This window comes from Anabaena lutea FACHB-196 (genome assembly GCF_014698305.1).
In the GTDB taxonomy this organism is placed as follows: domain Bacteria; phylum Cyanobacteriota; class Cyanobacteriia; order Cyanobacteriales; family Nostocaceae; genus Anabaena; species Anabaena lutea.
Genome location: NZ_JACJST010000030.1, coordinates 41,591 through 62,292, shown reverse-complemented (window position 1 = coordinate 62,292; position 20,702 = coordinate 41,591). Strand labels below are relative to the sequence as shown.

The 20,702-nt window shown below is 38.3% G+C and carries 16 protein-coding genes and 1 pseudogene; 12 read left to right on the top strand and 5 right to left on the bottom strand.

The annotated features are described in order from the left end of the window. Nucleotides 1-100: 100 nt before the first annotated feature. On the bottom strand, nt 101-922 hold the full coding sequence (locus H6G59_RS23845; protein ID WP_190719457.1) for an exosortase-dependent surface protein XDP2: 822 nt from the start codon (nt 920-922) through the stop codon (nt 101-103). Between the two features lie 721 nt (nt 923-1,643). Between H6G59_RS23845 and H6G59_RS23840 the strand changes: the two genes are divergently transcribed. Together H6G59_RS23840 and H6G59_RS23835 are read left to right on the top strand one after the other, a co-directional pair. Continuing rightward, on the top strand, nt 1,644-2,699 hold the full coding sequence (locus tag H6G59_RS23840) for a permease (protein ID WP_190719454.1): 1,056 nt from the start codon (nt 1,644-1,646) through the stop codon (nt 2,697-2,699). Nucleotides 2,700-2,769: 70 nt separating this feature from the next. Next, nucleotides 2,770-3,546, top strand: a complete 777-nt coding sequence (locus tag H6G59_RS23835; protein ID WP_190719451.1) for a TIGR03943 family putative permease subunit — start codon at nt 2,770-2,772, stop codon at nt 3,544-3,546. On the opposite strand, the gene H6G59_RS23830 is transcribed toward H6G59_RS23835, so the two are convergent. Continuing rightward, on the bottom strand, nt 3,543-3,836 hold the full coding sequence (locus tag H6G59_RS23830) for a hypothetical protein (RefSeq protein WP_190719466.1): 294 nt from the start codon (nt 3,834-3,836) through the stop codon (nt 3,543-3,545). The two genes, H6G59_RS23835 and H6G59_RS23830, sit on opposite strands and share 4 nt — an antisense overlap. Between H6G59_RS23830 and H6G59_RS23825 the strand changes: the two genes are divergently transcribed. Then, nucleotides 3,822-5,321: an Ig-like domain-containing domain gene (locus H6G59_RS23825; protein WP_190719448.1), complete on the top strand. Its 1,500-nt coding sequence runs from the start codon at nt 3,822-3,824 to the stop codon at nt 5,319-5,321. The genes H6G59_RS23830 and H6G59_RS23825 overlap by 15 nt on opposite strands. A gap of 66 nt (nt 5,322-5,387) precedes the next feature. Here the strand turns inward: H6G59_RS23825 and H6G59_RS27895 are convergent, their stop codons facing one another. From H6G59_RS27895 to H6G59_RS23815, 3 genes and pseudogenes are all read right to left on the bottom strand, one after another. Next, entirely contained in the window at nt 5,388-5,783 is a 396-nt protein-coding gene (locus H6G59_RS27895) for a TOBE domain-containing protein (RefSeq protein ID WP_422603025.1), read from the bottom strand. Between the two features lie 243 nt (nt 5,784-6,026). Beyond that, a pseudogene (locus H6G59_RS27890) lies at nt 6,027-6,659 on the bottom strand (ABC transporter ATP-binding protein); the annotation flags it as partial. A gap of 76 nt (nt 6,660-6,735) precedes the next feature. After that, nucleotides 6,736-8,103 carry a response regulator gene (locus H6G59_RS23815; RefSeq protein WP_190719463.1) on the bottom strand — a complete coding sequence of 456 codons (1,368 nt, stop codon included), beginning with the start codon at nt 8,101-8,103 and terminating at the stop codon, nt 6,736-6,738. Between the two features lie 784 nt (nt 8,104-8,887). On the opposite strand from H6G59_RS23815, the gene H6G59_RS23810 reads away from it, so the two are divergent. The 9 genes from H6G59_RS23810 (at nt 8,888) to H6G59_RS23770 (ending at nt 20,687) form a co-directional block, all read left to right on the top strand. After that, complete coding sequence (locus H6G59_RS23810) at nt 8,888-9,562, top strand: vWA domain-containing protein (RefSeq protein ID WP_083389541.1); 675 nt, start codon at nt 8,888-8,890, stop codon at nt 9,560-9,562. A gap of 145 nt (nt 9,563-9,707) precedes the next feature. Next, nucleotides 9,708-10,493 (top strand): PP2C family serine/threonine-protein phosphatase, encoded by a 786-nt coding sequence (locus tag H6G59_RS23805; RefSeq protein WP_190719442.1) that lies wholly within the window; start codon nt 9,708-9,710, stop codon nt 10,491-10,493. Nucleotides 10,494-10,535: 42 nt separating this feature from the next. Then, nucleotides 10,536-12,731: a tetratricopeptide repeat protein gene (locus H6G59_RS23800; RefSeq protein WP_190719439.1), complete on the top strand. Its 2,196-nt coding sequence runs from the start codon at nt 10,536-10,538 to the stop codon at nt 12,729-12,731. A gap of 1,428 nt (nt 12,732-14,159) precedes the next feature. After that, a complete protein-coding gene (gene rfbF, locus H6G59_RS23795) occupies nt 14,160-14,933 on the top strand; it encodes a glucose-1-phosphate cytidylyltransferase (RefSeq protein ID WP_190719436.1) in 774 nt (257 codons plus the stop codon). A gap of 51 nt (nt 14,934-14,984) precedes the next feature. After that, on the top strand, nt 14,985-16,196 hold the full coding sequence (lhgO, locus tag H6G59_RS23790; protein WP_190719434.1) for an L-2-hydroxyglutarate oxidase: 1,212 nt from the start codon (nt 14,985-14,987) through the stop codon (nt 16,194-16,196). Nucleotides 16,197-16,603: 407 nt separating this feature from the next. Further along, entirely contained in the window at nt 16,604-17,632 is a 1,029-nt protein-coding gene (locus tag H6G59_RS23785; protein ID WP_190719431.1) for an NAD-dependent epimerase/dehydratase family protein, read from the top strand. 146 nt (nt 17,633-17,778) lie between these two features. Then, a complete protein-coding gene (locus H6G59_RS23780; protein ID WP_190719428.1) occupies nt 17,779-18,750 on the top strand; it encodes a glycosyltransferase family 2 protein in 972 nt (323 codons plus the stop codon). 60 nt (nt 18,751-18,810) lie between these two features. Further along, nucleotides 18,811-19,818 carry a glycosyltransferase family 2 protein gene (locus H6G59_RS23775; protein ID WP_190719409.1) on the top strand — a complete coding sequence of 336 codons (1,008 nt, stop codon included), beginning with the start codon at nt 18,811-18,813 and terminating at the stop codon, nt 19,816-19,818. Nucleotides 19,819-19,865: 47 nt separating this feature from the next. Continuing rightward, nucleotides 19,866-20,687, top strand: coding sequence for a phytanoyl-CoA dioxygenase family protein (locus tag H6G59_RS23770; RefSeq protein WP_190719406.1), 822 nt, complete (start codon nt 19,866-19,868; stop codon nt 20,685-20,687). Nucleotides 20,688-20,702: the final 15 nt, after the last annotated feature.

Genomic DNA, 20,702 nt, shown 5'->3' with positions numbered 1-20,702 from the left:
AGTAATATTATTTATTTGTTATGTGTAAAATCATTTTTTTGTACGGTAAAGATTTTTTAGTGATGCCTGTTTTTAACTTGGCGATCGCACTTTTTTTGCCCTACCTCACAAAATCGCGTTGCTCCCAAACAGAACTCTGTTTCCACTGACGACGACGTAATAAACCAATTGCAGCTACTGCACCTAAGCCCAGAATAGTTGTGGGTTCAGGTGTTGTTTTTCTAGCAATAATTTTGAAATCTGGTCCACTAAAGCTACTGTTAGCTGTGAGTCGGAGGCCACTTAACTTGGTAACTCCCAACCAATCAAGACTGACACCCCAAGAACCGACTTTTTGAGCTTCCCCAATTTCGGTGGTGTCAATTTTGAAGCCTGCGTAGTTACTAGAATTACGCGTTTGATTAACTATCTTGTAAGTACCGATCACCTTTCCAGAACTATCCAGTGCTTGAATACCCAAATCACTATTCATACCCCGTTCCCAGAAAAATAGGCTATCTAGTCCTGAGTTATCTTTTGTAATCTGGCTATCAAAGAATACGTCTATTGTGAAAGCACCAACATCTTCGGTGTCAATGATGTTGTTTAAGTTGTTGTTACCTAAGAAAGCCGCAATGGCATTACCCGTGGGATCTTCGGCCGTTGCTAATGGTGAAGTGGCCTTATCTCCTCTATCTGTACTAGCCGCACCACTGTTAGGATCGTTAGTCCTGGGGGTGTTGTATTGAATAACAGCCTTGTTGATGTAGGAAAAGTTGTTAATGTTTTTTCCATTCTGGGTAATGGAATTTAAGATGATATCCTTTGTGGGATCATTGCCAGTAACATTGCTGGTGAAACTTGCAGCTTCAGCTGAATTAGTGCCAGATAAAACAGCACCAAAGAGCAAGCTAGTAAAGATAAAGGCATTTTTAACGTTCATCAAACTTTCCTGAAACTAAAAATGGGTAATTTTTTGGAGTCGCTTGCTATAAGCAATTAACCTGATTGTATTTAATACAGTTAATAAAAGTAATCAGAAAATATACGGTTATAATGTCTTTTTTTTAAGCACGATGCTCAAATACTTGTTATTGAGTTCATAAAGGCGATATTAAATATTGGAAACAGTATTAATACGTAAATAACTAAATTTAGTAAATACTGACAGTTTATTTTTTTTTAGGTAAAAATATTTTTCAGGCATACATCAAGGTTACGAACTATAGGACTCCGGTTTGACTCGTGATAGGTTGCGTGGCGTAGCCATACTTACTCGTAGAGACCGAGAAAAGAGAATAAGGAACTCTTCACCGGTGAGCAGAAAAAGAAAGTAGGTAGATGAGTAGGTCGTTTTGTAAGCGCAAAGCGCAGGCCACTTTCACAAAACTGAAATAAGATGCCTATATAAATTTCCAGGCGTTGCATAATTGCAGGATGATTTGAGAATCTGCATCAATATATAATCACCGCGTCAGCTTTTGCCCTTCTGCCCTCTGCCTTCTACCGCGCCCAAAAGGTTGATAATGCGATCGCTTCTAAATAGCTGAGTATAATGATGTGTACTTTAAACTAATCTGCTTTTGATCCCCGTTCGATATCCATTTCGATAGAATGACTAGTCATAACCCTAAAATTCAAAACCGCTTTTGACTGCCACGCCCATGAATCAACTGAACAATGGTTTTACAATATTTCTTAGTCTGCTAGTCGAGGCGATGCCTTTTTTACTGCTTGGGGTTTTACTCTCCAGTTTGCTATTATTTTTCGTTGATGAGCGCAAATTAGTGGAGAAAATGCCCACAAATCCTCTACTGGGGGCTTTATTTGGCAGTATGATTGGTTTTTTGTTCCCGGTATGTGAGTGCGGTAATGTGCCGGTGGCGCGGCGGTTATTGATGCAGGGAGTACCCACACCAGTAGCAATTGGCTTTTTACTGGCAGCACCAACAATTAACCCAATTGTGATTTGGTCAACTTGGACAGCATTTAGAGATCAACCAGAAATAGTGGTGTTAAGAGTAGTATTGTCCTTAGCGATCGCAACTATTATTGGTTTTGTTTTCAGTTTTCAGAAAGACTTAAGTCCTTTCTTGCAACCTGCGATCGCTCGTTATCTCAAATATAACCCACCCGCTAAACCGGAACCTAAACGCAAGGGCAGACGTTACCAGGTAAAGGAAGAAGCAACTGTTAACAGTCTTTTACAATCAGGGACTTACATTCTGGGTGGAAGATCCGGAGGATCTGTCAGAATAGATGGTGATTTAAACCCAATAAATATTTCCACTCCTAACCCGAATAAATCTGTTGCCGACAAACTGCGTCTAGCATTGGATAATATAGTCCAAGAATTGCGAGAATTAGCAGGAGTAATGGTGTTAGGAAGTGCTATAGCTGCGGCAATTCAAGTCTTAGCTCCCCGTGAACTAATCCTCAGTTTGGGTGCCGGACCAATTACCTCAATTCTTGCCATGTTGGTCTTAGCAGTAGTAGTATCAATCTGTTCTACAGTCGATTCCTTCTTTGCCCTATCTTTTGCCTCAACCTTTACCAGTGGTTCCTTGTTAGCATTTCTGGTATTTGGTCCCATGATTGATATCAAAGGTGTAGGTTTGATGTTATCAATTTTCAAACCCAAAGCTCTCATTTATCTCTTTGCTTTATCTGCACAATTGACACTTTTGTTTACTTTGTTTTTGAATTTGCACGTCATGTAAATTTTTGTCAGTTGTCAGATGTGATTTGTGATTATCAACTGGCAACTTACATCTGACCAATTAATAAATAATGACTTCAATCCAAAATTCCAAACCCAAATTCCACAATATATTGCTTCCTTGGCTAGATGTCTTAGCAATTACTGCTTGGGGAATTTTAATCCTAAAATACTGGCTGACAGGCAAACTGAATTTGTTAATTCACCCTGATTACTTTTGGTTAGTAAATCTGGGTGGTGTTGGGTTGCTAATTGTAGGAATTTCCAAAGGAATGCAACTTTGGCAACGCCGTCGCCGTTATGAAGCACCCAATAATCAACAACATATCAATCTATTTCCCCCTGGTTGGGGTAGCGCTTTGCTTTTAACATCAGCAATTTTAGGATTTATCATTACACCTCGCGTCTTTGCTAGTCAAACAGCACTAGATCGAGGTGTGACTGAGTTGATCGGGGCAACACGCGCCCAACCCCAAGCTTTTCGCGCTACTGTTCGCCCGGAAGAGCGATCGCTCATAGACTGGGTACGTATCCTCAATGTCTATCCAGAACCTGATGCTTATACAGGACAAAAAGTTAAAGTCCAAGGATTTGTCATCCACCCGCCAGAATTAGAAAAAGACCATTTCATATTGGCGCGGTTTGTAATTACCTGTTGTGCCGCAGATGTCTATCCAGCCGGATTACCCGTTAAAGTCCCAGATAATAATCAGCAGTATCCAGCTGACACTTGGCTAGAAGTAGAGGGACAGATGATCACAGAAACTGTGGCCAATAAACGCCAACTCACTATCAAAGCTAACTCCCTGAAGAAAATTCCCCAACCCAAAAATCCTTACAGTTATTAGTAGACTTGGGAGATGGGGTGACGCGGTGATGGGGTGACGCGGTGATGGGGAGATGGGGAGATGGGGTGACGCGGTGATGGGGAGATGGGGAGATGGGGAGATGGGGAGATGGGGAGATGGGGAGATGGGGTGACGCGGAGACACGGGGAAAAAGAAGAATTATGTATTACCTGACCAATGACCAATGACCAATGACCAATGACCAATGACCAATGACCAATGACCAATAACCAATGACCAATGACCAATGACCAATGACCAATAACCAATGACCAATGGCTAAATCTCATATATTAATTCAACCACTAGATCGAATTGCGATCGCGCTGATTCTCCTATTAAGTCTGCTGATTGGGTTTGTGATCTGGCAAGGTGATGCAGTCAAGCCTATCGTCAGAACTTTTTCCTGGCAAAATCAACAAATTGGCGCAGAAGACATCTCCTTCAGCCTTACCTTTAGCCGTCCAATGGACATCAAAAGCGTAGAGAATAACTTAAAAATCGATCCACCTCTAGCAGGTAAAATCAGTTGGGCAGGGCGAAGACTGGTCTATACACTGGTGACACCAGCACCCTATGGCACAAACTATAAAGTGTTATTACAAGGATCTAGAGATAAATTCTCGGAAGCAGAAGGAAAAAATAGGGTAATGGAACCCTTTACAGGTAACTTTAGCACTCGCAATCGCGCCCTGCTGTATATAGGAGCGAATCTAGAAGAGCAGGGAAAGTTAGTACTCTACAACTTAACCAAAGAACAAAAAAAGGTACTTACCCCCAAAGACCTGATTGTTATGGACTTCGAGCCATTTCCAGATGGAGATAAAATATTATTCTCGGCTCGTTCTTCCAAATCTTCGGATTTACTTTCAGCCCAATTATATACAGTCACAACAGGCATTTCTAGCAAAACTGATGAACAACCACAACCAGCAGGTAAAATTGACCTGATTTTAGATAATAAAGACTATCAAAACCTGAAATTTGACTTATCTCCCGATGGGCAAACAATTGTTGTTCAACGGGGAAAAAGAGATAATCCCGGTGACTTTGGACTATGGTATTTGCCAGCCAACAACCATACATCAGGAGAAAAAAACACCCCAAAACGTCTGGAAAGTCAACCTGGTGGAGACTTTTTGATTACACCAGATAGTAAAGCCGTAGCCGTAGCCCAAGGACAGGGAACAGCAATTTTATCTCTTTTAGGAGATGCTAGTAAACCCCTAGATTTTTTGCCGCAATTTGGTTTAGTCCAAGCTTTCTCTAAGGATGGTTCACAAGCGGCAATGGTTAAGTTTAATACTGACTACACGCGAGATTTGTTCTTGGTTACAAACCAAGGTGTACAGAAACAACTCTTAAAAACAACAGGCTCTATTCTCGGTTGCAATTTTGATACTGCTTCACCCACCCTCTACTGTTTGACAACACAGCTAATATCAAAAGAACAATATATAGAACAGCCTTATTTAGTGGCGATTAATCTCAAAACCGAACAGCAGAAGCCACTGTTAATGCTACCTCCCGCTCAACGTAATGTGCAAATGAGTTTAGCACCTGACGGTTTGGGCATATTGTTTGACCAAGTAGTGCCACTACAAAATACCACTACACCATTACCAGGTAACAACTTAAAAACTGATGATGGTGAACCCATTGCTACTAGTAGTCTGTGGCTTATGCCTCTGTTACCCATCACAGAAGGAGAAAACATCGAAATTAAGCCTGAACAACTTCCTTTAGTCGGCTTTCATCCCCACTGGCTACCCTAGTACCGCTTTCTCGGAATTAAAAATTAACAATTAAAAATGAAAACAGCAAATTTCACGGACAACTGACTATGTTGTCGGAAATAGTGCTAACTCAGTTTTTGGGTCAAAAAAGTGCAGTTTTTCTGGTATGAATGATAACCACAGTTGCTCACCCAGGGTTATAACCCTATCGGGTGGTACTCTTACCTGTAAAGCTTGACCATTTGTATTTGCTAAATCAGGATCAGCAATTCTCACGGAGAGAAAAGTATCATTTCCCAAGTTTTCTACTAAGTCTACTGTTACTGGTAAATTTTTGGTAGCAGCTACACTCAAATTCAGGTGTTCTGGACGAATACCTAACATTAAAGTTTTGCCATCGTATTTTTGTAAGGCATTTCCCCATACATCTGGAAGCGTAAAGCGAAAGTCAGAATGGGTAATTAATAAAGGTGCATGAAATTCCACCGGGATAAAATTCATGGGTGGTGAACCGATAAATTCTGCTACAAAGCGATTAGCTGGACGGTTATAAAGTTCCAATGGTGCAGCGACTTGCTGTATTTTCCCTTCTGACATGATCGCAATGCGATCGCCCATTGTCATTGCTTCTGTTTGATCATGGGTGACGTAAATCGTTGTCGTTCCCAATTGACGCTGCAATTTGACAATTTGGGTGCGGGTTTCTGCCCGTAATTTCGCATCTAAGTTAGATAATGGCTCATCCATTAAGAATACTTGGGGATTGCGTGCGATCGCTCTTCCCAATGCTACCCTTTGTCTTTGTCCCCCGGAAAGTTGTTTGGGGAAACGATGTAACAAAGCTTCAATTTGCAACAATTGAGCAACACTCCGCACCCTTTCATTGATAGCCTGTTCTTTTTGAGAAACATAACGCAGTCCCTTCGGTAGTTTCCTGCTTACCCCTACCAAGAGATTTTCTTTCCATTTGGTAATTGTTTTTTTCCCCACTTCCCCATCATCAAACCGACGACGTAACCCAAAAGCGATGTTGTCATACACCGTCATATGGGGATAGAGGGCGTAATTTTGAAACACCATAGCGATGTCCCGTTCTTTAGGCGGTAAATCATTAATCAAGCGATCGCCTACGGAAATATTACCACCGGTCATGACCTCTAAACCGGCGATCAACCGCAGCAAGGTGCTTTTACCACAGCCAGATGGTCCCACCAATACCATAAACTCACCATCGGCGATGGTTAAATTTATTCGTCGCAAAACATTAATACTATCGGGACTTTCTTTTCCTGGTGATAACTGCTGCTGATTCTGCAAACCTTCCCCCTTCCGAGGAGGGAAACTTTTATAAACGTTTTCTAATACAACTTGTGCCACGATTAATTACTTTATAGAGTCAGTTGTCAGGGAACAGGGAATTCTGAGCTTTTGCCAGCGTCTCCCCCATTTACCTTTATGCTAAATGCATAAAAATCATTTTCAGTAACTCAGCCCGAGTAAAAGGTTTAGTTAAATACCCAGACGCTCCTACCATTCTTGCTTTTACCTTGTCTACAATTCCTCTACTTCCAGTCACAAAAATAATGGGAATTTCTTTAAACATGGAATTATTACGGATAATCCGGCATAATTCATAACCATCAATTCCTGCCATATTCAGATCCAGCAAAATCAAATCTGGTTTATGTCTAATAATAGACATTACTGCTTTGACAGGCTCATTAATCGTCACTACAGAAACATTTTCATCTTCTAAACAACGACTGATTTCTTTGAGAATTGTGGGGCTATCATCTACAGAAATAATTTTGTAGACTTTTGTAGCATTTATAGTAGCATTAGTTACACTTTGCTCATCAGCTTCTATGTTATTTTGTATATTTAATTGTTCCCGGTTATCTGTGGGTAAAGTAGAAATTGCCGATTCAGTATCTTCTGCGGACGTAGCAGGATCTGATAATACTTCTACATTAAATGATTCTCTATTAATTGTTGCTATGCCATATGGCAAAATCGGTGATAGATCTTTAAAAGTCTTCGGTAATTGATCAAATGGAGGATCTGGTTCATGTAAAATAATCGAACCCTCAAGTATATGTGGATATAGCGTTTGAGCCAGTTGCACTTCATCTTGATTGATAATTACAGCCAGATGACGCAAGCTAAAACCCTTCATCCAGTTAGTTAGATTTTGCTGTAGTTCTGGGAGTCGTTTATCATAGAATTTACTGTTAATCAACAGATATGGACGCTGATAGGGAGAAGATATTTGGGGAGCGAAAGACTGCCAATTTTGTAACCGCTTTTGACAGCGTTCTATAATATTCTCTACGTCTAACTTACAAATTTTGGGAATGCTAATTACTGGTTCTGCTAATTTATAAGTTCCGTCGTGAATGAGCAGAAATGATTCAATTACTTCTTTAACTAATTCTTGAATTAGTACTGCGGCTTGTGTAGAAAGTAGATGTTTTTGATTAATCAGCCAGTAAATAGCTTGATATTCTGGAGGTTGACTTGGTAAATTGTCGTCATCATCTGTTAACGGAATTTGCCAATCAGGTTCAAACATCATACGTAACTGCACACGAATGTCACTAGTCAAAAGAGGAATTTGCTGACTTAGGCGACGCATATGCCGTTCTAGTCGATCAAATGGTTCTACTGAATGGGTAGCATAGATAATTTTGCCCTGTTCTAAGTATATTGTCCAAGATACGGAGTTGTTCAGGACTTGTAAACAAGTAGTATCAGAACAATTAGTTAACTGCCTTAATAAACGCTCAGGAGATAGTTTGCTAAATGTGCCAGTATTATTCATATTTGTTACAGTTTTTTCTGGAGAAATTGACTTAGTATTGAGAAAGAGTAAATTTTGAGATAAAATTTTCACTTCTCTTTTATTGTTCTCTATAAACCAATATGTATTTACCAATATTATGTACTTATTATTAGCTATAGCAATTACTTCGGGCTTTTTCTAGCTACCTAATAATATTACTACTGTAAGAACGCAGAAGATAACAAGCTTGTTAACCTTTTGTAACTAGTACCGCTTTCTCGGAATTAAAAATTAAAACAGTAGATTAAACAGGCTTTTTCAGTATTTTTAATGGTTGCTTAACTTACGCCGTGTTGTACTAGATAGTTATTGCCACCCTTGTGTACTAGTCTATAAATATGACTCATGTTTTCACTATAATTAAGGTTTTTCAGTTTTGGTTTTGACATTGTAATAATTATCAAATGCCAAAATTAATGAGGATTACTTAGTAGTTAATCAGTTGTTTATTTTTCCACATAAAATCTTTAAAAACTTATTTTGATAAATGTATATATTGAATATTATATTCTTCTGGTGTTTAACATAAATTATAGTGCATACACTACAAAAACTAAGGTTCTCACCCTGATAAATTTGCTTTAACTAAACTATATAGTTATTCAAATTTCCTGAAATAGAGAATTGTGTGAGAATAATTTGGTTAATGAAGATTAAGCTATTTACCGCCAAATACCATACTTGTAGTCGTACTAGTGTTAGAAATTATATACTTTGAGGAAAGGAAATTAAAGCTTTGGACTATAACATAACACAAAAGGTTATGCTGGATACAATAAAACTAGATGAAGTCGTAGAGTTTGCAGAAAACCCCGAACCCCGTTGTCCTTGCGTGCTATTGCTAGATACATCTGGCTCGATGCAAGGAGAGCGAATAGAGGCTTTAAATCAGGGCTTGCTGAGTTTTAAGGATGAACTAGTCAAAAACTCCTTAGCAGCTAGAAGGGTTGAGGTAGCCATCGTGACATTTGATAGTCATGTCAACGTGGTGCAAGACTTTGTCACCGCAGACCAATTCAACCCACCTATTCTAACAGCCCAGGGACTAACGACGATGGGCGCGGGAATTCACAAATCATTAGAAATAATTCAAGAACGTAAATCCCAGTATCGTGCCAATGGTATAGCTTACTATCGTCCGTGGGTATTTATGATTACTGATGGGGAGCCACAAGGTGAGCTAGATCATGTGATTGAGCAAGCAGTGCAGCGCCTACAAGGAGATGAAGCTAATAAACGCGTTGCCTTTTTTACTGTAGGAGTAGAAAATGCCAATATGATGCGTTTAAATCAAATAGCTGTGCGTACTCCTTTGAAACTCCAGGGATTAAACTTTATCGAAATGTTCGTATGGCTTTCAGCTAGTATGTCAGCGGTTTCTCATTCTAAAGTAGATGAACAAGTGGCACTACCACCAATTGGTTGGGGGTCTGTTTAACAGTTAACAGTTATCAGTTACCAGTTACCAGTTCAATTGCTGGGCAGGGCATTCCCATTAATTGGTAAGCATACTTGCAGGTAGTGATTCTTGATCACCTACCTTGAAACTGATAACTCTTGACTTTAGCTGTGAGAGCAAAATTATGAACACACCAAAACAGATTTCTCAATGGCGGATAGTAGCCGCTTCTGTATGTGGTACTAGCCACGTCAAAAACAAGCAGTTATGTCAGGATGCTCACCATTGGCAAATATTGCCAGATAATGTGTTGGTAGTAGCGACGGCAGATGGTGCGGGTTCTGCCACTTTGGGGAAAGTGGGAGCAATGATTGCTGTAGAAACAGCAATAGATCATCTCTCAAACAATCAAGAAATTACCCATGACACTCTTACCGATGATGATCTGTTGCGTGGACTGCTTACGGGTGCCATATTAGCCGCCAAAAAAGCCGTAGAAGAGGAGGCAAATCTCTGCAACCATCAGCCTCATGATTTAGCAACTACCTTAATTATTGCGATCGCCACACCAGAAGTAGTAGCCGTAGGCCAAATAGGTGATGGCTTGGCTGTAGCCAAAGATAACAGCGGCAATCTACTGGCACTTACCATACCCAATAACGGTGAATACATCAACGAAACTACTTTTTTGACTTCGCCTGATGCGGTAGATACAGCACAAATCAGAATATTGCGGCAAAAAATAGTCAATATAGGTGTTCTTACCGATGGACTACAAATGCTGGCTTTGAATATGGTGGTTGGTGAACCTCACAAACCATTCTTTTTTCCTTTATTCGAGTTTGTAGCGAATGCTGAGGATAAGATTATGGCCAAAGAGCAGTTGGTGAGGTTTTTATGCTCAGAGCGGATTACTCAACGCACGGATGATGATTTGACTTTAGTCCTAGCCGCACTCAGCCACTCATAAGCAATATCTGTAAACATAACCTCTCTTAATCGTAACTCTACCATGCAGGTACTACGTTGTTCTCCCAAGCGGGAAATTCTGGATCTCACTGTTAATTTGGGGCGTGGCGGTGAAGCTTGTGTATATGCAGTGCCGTCTGATGAAAATTTAGTGGCAAAAATTTATCACAAGCCAGTGATCACCCATGCTGAAAAACTTCAGGCCATGCTTGCCAAACCCCCCGAAAACCCTACAGCCAATTTAGGGCATATTTCCATCGCTTGGCCACTGGAATTGTTGCAAGCAGCAGATGGTAGTGGTAGCATCATCGGCTTTTTAATGCCCCGCATTCGGGGGATGCGGCCGATTATGGACTTTTACAATCCTGGAACCCGTCGTCAAAACTGCCCCTTATTCAATTATCAGTATTTACTGCGGACGGCTCGCAATCTAGCCGCAGCTTTTGCCGCGCTGCACGCTAGTCAATACTGTATTGGGGATGTGAATGAGTCGAATATTCTCGTTAGTGACACCGCTTTAGTTACCTTGGTAGACACAGACTCATTTCAGGTGCGTGACTCAGAGCAGAATATTGTCTATCGTTGTTCAGTCGGTAAAGCAGAATATACTCCACCGGAATTACAGAATAAAACTTTCGCTCAGTACGATCGCGATAGTTCCCATGATTTATTTGGGTTAGCAGTGCTGATATTTCAATTGTTAATGGAAGGCACGCACCCATTTTCTGGGATTTTTCAAGGTGTATTTGACCCTCCTGCCTATGAAGCCCGAATAATTGATGGTCATTTTACATACTGTCGAAAACGGCAAGTTCCCTATCAGCCAACCCCCATCGCACCCCCTTGGGAAATGCTCCATCCCAGCTTACGGGATTTGTTTGTGCGTTGTTTTGAGGATGGCCACCACAATCCCCAATTGCGTCCTAGCGCTCAAACTTGGTTATCAGCAATAGCTGCGGCTGAAGAAAGTCTTGTTACTTGTAGTGTAAATCCCCAGCATTTCTATGATCATCACCTGAAACAATGTCCTTGGTGTGAACGTTCCTTGCGATTAGGTGGACGTGATCCTTTTCCATCACTAGAAGCGATCGCTTCCAAAGAACATCTGCAACCGCGCCGAAAACCCAAAAAGCGCCATACAGCAACTCCTCGTTTCCGAAAACCAGTTACAGTAGGATCTTCATTACATCATTGGCAACCAGTATTTACTCAAAACTTTTATGCTTCTCAACCGCCCAAGAATTCTAACAAATCTAGGTTGTACAAGATTATGTTTTGTTTCTTGGGTTTTGGTTTGTTGGGATATTTAGACGTAATGATTAAATTTACTCGCCCCTTTGTCTCCCAAAATCCTTACACTCAACAAACGTTGATGTCTCGCCAAGAAAATAATCCTCTTTCAGATGAAAATATAACTTTTACAGATTACTATGAGCGTGGTAATACTGATTATCAAAAGCGAGACTATGAGCGAGCCATTGAAAATTTTAGCCAAGGCATCAAAAAAAATCCCAATTACGCCAAATTATTTATTAACAGAGGTAATGCTCGCTACAATATGAACGATTTTGAAGGAGCATTAGCAGATTATAACCAAGCTCTTAAAATCAATCCTCAGGAAGTAAAAGCACTTGTGAACCGGGGCAATGCCCATTATATGCTTGCCGACTATAGTAACGATCCTGAACAAGAGTATAAGAAAGCTATCAGCAACTTTAATACTGCTATCAGCCTCAATAGTCAAGATACTGAAGCTTATATCCGCAGGGGTATTGTTCGTTCTCAAATTGCTAAATATAGCCATAGCTCCCAACAAGAATACCAAAAATCAATTGCGGATTTTACCCAAGCGATAAAACTAAATTTATCCAACGCAGAAGCTTATTTTCAGCGAGGTCTGGCTCGGTATCAATTTGCCCAATATAGCAGCAATTATGCTCAAGAATATAAACAGGCAATTACTGATTTTACCGAAGCAATAAATATTAATCCTCATATGGCAAAAGTTTATCTCAAGCGGGGGATGGTGTACTATGAACTAGCACAATATGGAGAAAGTAAAGTTAAAGAAAATCATGCCCAAGCAATTGAAGATTTAGAAAAATCTGCTCAAATGTACCTCGCACAAGAGGATATGGATAATTACCAGCAAGCTCTCAGCAACATTTGCGTTATCGTCTCCAACAAGTGTGATACCATCTTCCAAAGTTCAAGTATTCTTGAACAAATTCATCAGTAATATCAAGCTGTCCTAATTACTGCTGATAGCTTTGGTATTGTTGATATTTACCTTGTCTCAATTATCTCTTCAACAATTATTAATCAACCCGACTTGATTAGGACTTACGCAATAACTCTCTGAAAATTCTTATTTCTTCTCTTCTCCGGTTGGAGACACTGCGTGAACGTTTTTTCATGATTCTGCGTAAGTCCTGTTGATATTACTTGTCAAAAAAATCTCCGTCTCATACCGTTTCACTTTAAGGAGAGACAGTATTATTATATCTTGTCCGGTTAAAAACTTATCATAAAGATAGCTGGGTTAAAGCGAATTTGGCGATGTTGCACAAATGGCGTAATCATAACTAATTAGCCGGACATGGTATTAAATAAATAGGACTTACGCACCAGTCACGGAAAATCGTATCCCTGACGGGAGCCGTCAGGCATACCGCAGAGGACGCAGAGGACTCAGAGAAATAAGAGTTTGAGAGGTTTTTTGCGTAAGTCCTAAGAGGATGTCTGAGAAGTATCAGAATTGATCAAGATCCCCCCTCACCCCCCTTTCTAAGGGGGGATAAATTACTCAAAGTCCTCCTTTTTAAGGAGGATTTAGGAGGATCTACAAGTGTTAGATACCACACGAAAAAGTTTTCAGATATCCTCTAATCAAGTCCGAATAATTGCTTATCAACAAAACTCACCGCGTCAACCCTATTAAAAATTAAAAATTAAAAATTAAAAACAGTTGGAGTAGGGGTTTCAAACCCTTGAATTTAATTAAGATAATATAGGAATCATAAATGATATTTGATAGCTTGCGTGGCGTAGCCATAAAATTTTAAGTAGTGTAGGTAGGGCTATGCCTTACAGAACCGGGATATCGTGGACAATGCCCACCCTACGTAAAATTTCAAAAATCAAATATTAGTCCTATATATTTCTAATCATACGCTGAAGCGAACAACTGGACACAATATTAGATTCCACCATAACCGTCATATTATAATTAACATTATTTTGCTTATTCTTCAGGAAAAATCAGTCCTTTAGAGGTAGGCAATATTTGATGCTACTTATTTGTATATTTAATTTGTATATTTATTTGCTTTTATTAATACCAAGTGTCAAAAAAAATAGTATCAGATGGAAAATTATAAAGCTGATACAGTCAGTCTTTTACCATCTAAAATCTAAAATATCAACTAGTATAATTTATTAAAATTGAACTCGGAATTAGTATATTCATCAAGCTTTTATATATAAAGTATCTTAATTTACTTTTTCTTCATAATATTGCATCAATTTACGGTTAAATTGTTTCTATATAGTTGGTAGAGAAAAATAACTATATGAAAATAAATTTTTTCTCTAGTATTTGTGCATCCTCTTCATCTCGATAACTTAAATAATAACCTATCTGCAAATTTTCGAGGAAATTAATTGCATGAAAGCGGTGATTTTAGCTGGAGGACTTGGTACACGCCTCAGTGAAGAAACCAGTATTAAACCCAAGCCTATGGTTGAGATTGGTGGTAAGCCAATTCTCTGGCATATCATGAAAATTTATTCCTCCCACGGGATTAATGAATTTATCATTTGTTGTGGTTATAAAGGCTACATAATTAAAGAGTATTTTGCTAACTACTTCTTACATATGTCAGATGTGACATTTGATATGCGATTTAATCAAATGAGTATACATTCTGGATATGCAGAACCTTGGCGCATCACCTTAGTAAATACAGGTGATAATACGATGACTGGTGGACGTTTAAAGCAAGTTCGTGAACATATTGGTAACGAAACATTTTGCTTTACCTATGGTGATGGTGTCAGTAATGTAAATATTACAGAGTTAATTAAATTCCATCGAGAACAAAACACACTAGCTACACTCAGCGCCGTCCAACCTGCGGGAAGATTTGGGGCGATTTCTCTAGGACAAGAACAAACAAAAATTACCAGTTTTAAAGAAAAACCAGAAGGTGATGGTGCTTGGATTAATGGGGGTTATTTTGTTCTAGAACCGCAAGTAATTGATTTTATTGCTGATAGCTCAACTGTGTGGGAGAAAGAACCATTAGAAAAGTTAGCTGAGTTAGAACAATTATCTGCTTACAAACATGATGGTTTTTGGCAACCAATGGATACTTTAAGAGATAAAAACTACTTAGAGGATCTATGGCAGAGTGATAAAGCTCCTTGGAAAATTTGGTAATACCAATTTGGGATTTTAGATTGTGGATTTTGGAGTGGGGAAAAATTACTAATGTATGATTTTGCGATTATCGGCGGAGGAATAGTTGGACTTTCCACAGCGATGGCTCTAGGAAATCGCTATGATGATGCACGGATATTAGTGCTAGAAAAAGAAAGTCAATGGGCATTTCATCAAACAGGTAATAACAGCGGCGTAATTCATTCAGGAATTTACTACAAACCAGGCAGCTTTAAAGCTAAATTTTGCCGTGATGGTAGTCGCTCAATGGTAGAATTCTGCCAAAAACATGAAATTGAACATGATATTTGTGGTAAAGTTATTGTTGCCACAGAAGAACAAGAAATACCCAGATTAGAAACCCTCTACAAACGAGGCTTAGAGAACGGCATACCAGTTCAAAGAATCAGTCCCGAAGAAGTTAAAGAAATTGAACCTCATGTCAGTTGTGTAGGTGGAATTCGTGTATTTTCAACAGGGATTGTTAATTACAAGCAAGTTTGTTTAAAATACGCTGAAATCATTCAACAGCAAGGTGGAGATTTACGCCTCAATACCAAAGTTTTACAAATTTCCCAAAGTGGTAAAAATCAGGTAATTGAAACCAATAAAGGTAGTTTTGAAACTCGGTTTGTGATTAATTGTGCCGGATTGCATAGCGATCGCATGGCAAAATTAGGTAAAGCTAACCCCCAAGCCAAAATCGTCCCCTTCCGAGGCGAATATTACGAACTCACTCCAGAAAAACGCTATCTGGTCAAAACTCTCATTTACCCTGTTCCCAACCCCGATTTTCCCTTTCTGGGTGTCCACTTCACTCGAATGATTGATAGTAGTGTCCATGCAGGGCCAAATGCAGTTCTCAGTCTTAAACGTGAAGGTTACAAAAAAACCGACTTTGACTTAAGAGATTTTGCCGAAGTTATCACCTATCCTGGTTTCTGGAAACTAGCAGCTAAACACGCTGATGAAGGAATTCAAGAAATCATTCGTTCCTTTAGTAAAGCTGCCTTTGTCAGAAGTTTACAAAAACTAATTCCCGAAGTCCAAGCGGCAGATTTAGTCCCCACCCATGCGGGAGTTCGCGCTCAAGCATTAATGAATAATGGTTCCTTAGTAGATGACTTTTTAATCATCCAAGGTAACAACTCTATTCATGTTTGCAATGCTCCCTCTCCCGCAGCAACCTCTTCCTTGGAAATTGGTAAAGCAATTGTGGCACAAATACCCCAACAATCATATTTACAAAGCTTAGTAGCCTAGTATCACCAGGCTTTATTTCCACCGCAGTTTACTAGTTAAAAAGGCAAAAATAAAAAGACTTAGATATCTATATAAGCGATCGCACTTCTAAGTTGCAGATTTTTATTTTTGGGCAAAAGACTGCAAAACTGCTCCATCAGCCTAAAAGTTAAATTTGTCAGCTTAGTTGCGATTGCTATCACTGGATCTGATATCTTTATTTCTGCTATTTTTTCTTCATGAAAGTGATTGAAAATTTGGATTTATATCGGACAAAATGCTGATCAATATCCAATTCTTTCATCAAAAAGTATGCGGATATTTGCACAAAAAGTTGTAAAAGTTTTATGAGACAAGAGAAGTCTGCGACAGAATAAAACTCTCAACTTACGACAACTTAACTAATCAACAAATAGGACATAACAACAATGAAAATATTAGTAACAGGAACAGAAGGCTATCTAGGTTCTTTACTACCTCCTTTATTAATTGCAAGAGGTCATGAAGTTCTCGGCGTAGATACTGGTTTTTATAAAGTTGGTTGGCTATATAACGGAACTGAGGTAACAGCTAAAACTCTCAACAAAGATATTCGTAATATTACTCCTGAAGATTTACAGGGTGTAGAAGCAATCGTTCACATGGCAGAACTTTCCAATGATCCTACAGGACAATTAGCACCCAATATTACCTATGAAATTAATCATTTAGGTTCAGTTCGCCTTGCTAACTTAGCTAAAGCAGTAGGTGTACGTCGTTTTGTTTATATGTCTTCTTGCAGTGTTTATGGCGTTGCTAGTGAAGATGATGTCACAGAAGAATCACCTGTTAATCCCCAAACGGCTTATGCAGAATGTAAAACATTAGTAGAAAGAGATGTTAAACCATTAGCTGATGATGATTTTTCTCCCACCTTTATGCGGAATGCTACAGCTTTTGGTGCTTCTCCTAGAATGCGATTTGATATTGTTTTAAACAACTTGTCAGGATTAGCATGGACTACCAAAGAAATTAAAATGACCAGTGATGGTACACCTTGGCGGCCATTAGTTCATGCTTTGGATATATGTAAAGCCATTGTTTGCGCTTTAGAAGCACCTAGAGATATTATCCACAATCAAGTCTTTAACGTCGGAGATACAACAAATAATTATCGGGTTAAAGAAATAGCAGAAATTATTGCTGATACTTTCCCTGGTTGTAAATTGTCTTTTGGTAATAACGGTTCAGATAACCGCAGTTATCGAGTATCTTTTGAGAAAATTAACACAATTCTCCCCGGATTTAAGTGTGATTGGAATGCTCAACGCGGCGCTCAACAGTTATTTGATTTATTCAGTCAAATCCACATGAATGAAGATACTTTCTTGTTTCGAGGATTTACAAGATTAAAGCAGTTAGAGTATCTAATTCGTACTCAGCAAATTGGTCAAGATTTTTTCTGGAATAAACAATAGTTAGAGGATAAATTAGGAGGATTTTCCGAATCAAATTAAATATATTTATATTTGGATATTTATATTTGGTTCGGAAGTGCCTAATATAACCAGGCAAAATCATCATTTTTTCCCAAGTAGACTCCTAATTATTTAGGAAACATATCATGAATAAATTACTGACTATTGCTATTCCTACTTACAATCGTGCTACATTGCTAGATAAACAACTTACTTGGTTAGCAAAAGCAATCAAAGGATTTGAATCTGAATGTGAAATTATTGTTTCTGATAATTGTTCAGAAGATAATACCCAGGAAATAATTAACAAATGGCAAGCCAGATTTAGTAATACCGTATTCCTCAATAATAGGAACAGTAAAAATATAGGTTTAATGCCTAATATCGCTTTTTGTATACAGTCAGCTAGTGGCCAGTATATTTGGACGGTTGGTGATGATGATCCCATTCAAGAAAAAAGTCTTGCTTATGTAGTAACTACACTCAAGCAGCATCCAAGTTTAACATTAATGTTTCTCAACTGTTGTGGTCGTGATAAACGAACAAATAAAATCATTGTCGAACATTGGTTTAATAGTCATACTAATGAGCCAGCTACTAATGGCAAAAATGTATTTCAACGTTATTTACAGGAAAGCTTTGGTGGCGTGCTGTTCATGACAGCAGTAGTTTATAAAACAGAACTAGTACAACGTGCTTTAAAAACTTGGTCAACTTCTGTGAAAAACTTGGCATCCCAAGCATATTGGACTGGATTTTGTGCGCTGCATGGAAGTATATTTGTAACTCAAGATAATTTTTTAGAATGCACAATGCACGCTAGTTATTTGGAAGAAAATCCAAGATTAGCATTAATGATGCAATATATCCACATACCTGAAGTTTATTTCCAGCTTTTAACTATAGGTTATTCTTATAGATTTTGTCAAAGTAAAATTTTAAAAAATCTGGTCGATTTAAATGACTGGAGAATTTTACTAGGTGCTTTTAAAAGATGGCCTTTCTTGGCAATTAGAGTCATTATTTATTACTTGGTAGTGATCGGTAAATCTGGTTATGGACTTATCTTAGTATCAAGAAAAAATAATGATGTTGAAACGCAATTAATGACTTCTTGAAGCAACTAAAGTTAATAGTTACATCCCGGCAATTTGATCAACTTATAATCCTGATTTAACATGACTAAAATACTGACTATTGCCATCCCTACTTACAATCGAGCCGAACTACTTGATAAACAATTAACATGGTTGTCTCAAGCTATTAAAGGCTTTGAATCAGAGTGTGAAATTCTAGTTTCTGATAACTGCTCTACAGATCATACTCAATCTATCATTAAAAAATGGCAAAATATTCTGAGTGATATCACATTTAAGTCCAATAAAAATCCTGAAAACATAGGCGTAATGCGAAATATTATTTATTGCCTAAGTTCTCCGACAACTAAATATGTTTGGGCAATTGGTGATGATGATCCAATTCAGGAAAGAGCAGTTGCTTATGTGATGAGCAAAATTAAAAATATTGAGGATCTATCATTATTATTTCTCAATTTTTCTGGTAGGAATAAAATCACTGGTGAAGCAGTTCATCCACCTAAAATAGTTGGTAATCGCTGGTTTGATGCGGATAGTGAAGATGGTGAAGGTGATAGTAAAGCAATATTTGAACATTGTTTTGCTAAAAGTGTAGGTGCAGTAATTTTTATAACTGCTACAGTCTATCGGACTGACTTAGTGAAACAAGCTCTACAAATTTGGCCAACTGCTAGTAATAATTGGATATCTTTAGCATATTTAGCAGGATATTGTGCTGCTAATGGCAAAGTAATTGTCACTAAAGAGACTTACTTAGAATGTGTTGTTGGTGTAAGTTATTGGCAAAAAGAGCCAAAGTCTGCACTTTTAATGCAATACCAACACATACCTGAAGTTATTTTAAAACTTGAGGAAGTTGGATACTCTAAAGCATATTGTTGTCGGATGCTTTTACAAAACTATCATGAAGTAGACTTAAAAGTCTTTTTAGGAGCAATTAGAAGATGGCCTGTGTCGGCTATCAAAACAGTAGTTCCTTTTTTAGCTTTAGCTAGTTTGGCAGCGTTTGAATTAATGCCAACAAGAGAATTAAAAGTTAAAAAAATGGCTGAAATTCCTACTCAACAAATAAGAAATAATGACTTATGATTTCTTATCTTGGTGCATTGTAATATTCATTTTTAAGAGAGTGTGCCATGTTTAATAGTAGTGTTAAAGATAAAATCTCAGCATTAGAAAGTGAATTAGCTTATAGAGCTAAACTTTGGCAGCATAAAAATAAATTACCTGCATTAACAGGACATGATCGCATAATTGCTGAAACTCTAAAACGAGAAGGTGTTTATATTACAACACTTGCAGATTTAGGATTTAGTTCCACACCAAAACTGCTGAATGCCGCTCACAATTTTCTCCCCAGCATGGGAAGGTCTAATTACAACCCTTCAGTCCAAAATCCGCCAGAAATTTACACAGTTACAGATTTAGCTGATTTTTATCAATGGGGAAATGAACAAAGATTACTGAACATTTTAGAAAATTATATTGGTCTTCCTATCGCTTATCATGGTGTACAAATCCGCAAAGACTTTATTAATCAAAGTCAATTCAGTACAATGCTGTGGCATAGAGATTCAGAAGACCGCCGCATTATCAAAATTATCATTTATCTAAATGATGTAGGAGAAAAGCAGGGACCTTTTGAATATGTGCCATCATCTTTTACTTCTGGAATTAATTTTTATCGACTTTACTACAAGATTCATAACTCAGGAATTAGCGATGAAATGCTAAATAAAATCGTACCAAAATCAGCTTGGAAGTCTTGTACTGGTGCAGCAGGTACAGTAATTTTAGCTGATACCCAAAGACTTTTACATCATGGAACTGTCCGAACACAAGAGCGTTCAACGCTATTTTTTGTCTATACAGCTAACCCTCCCAAACGACCAGGACTTTGTACTCAATACTGGGATAATACTTTTCCTAAACCAGAGTTACACAAAGAACTTAATTAAGTTTAAATAGTCAGG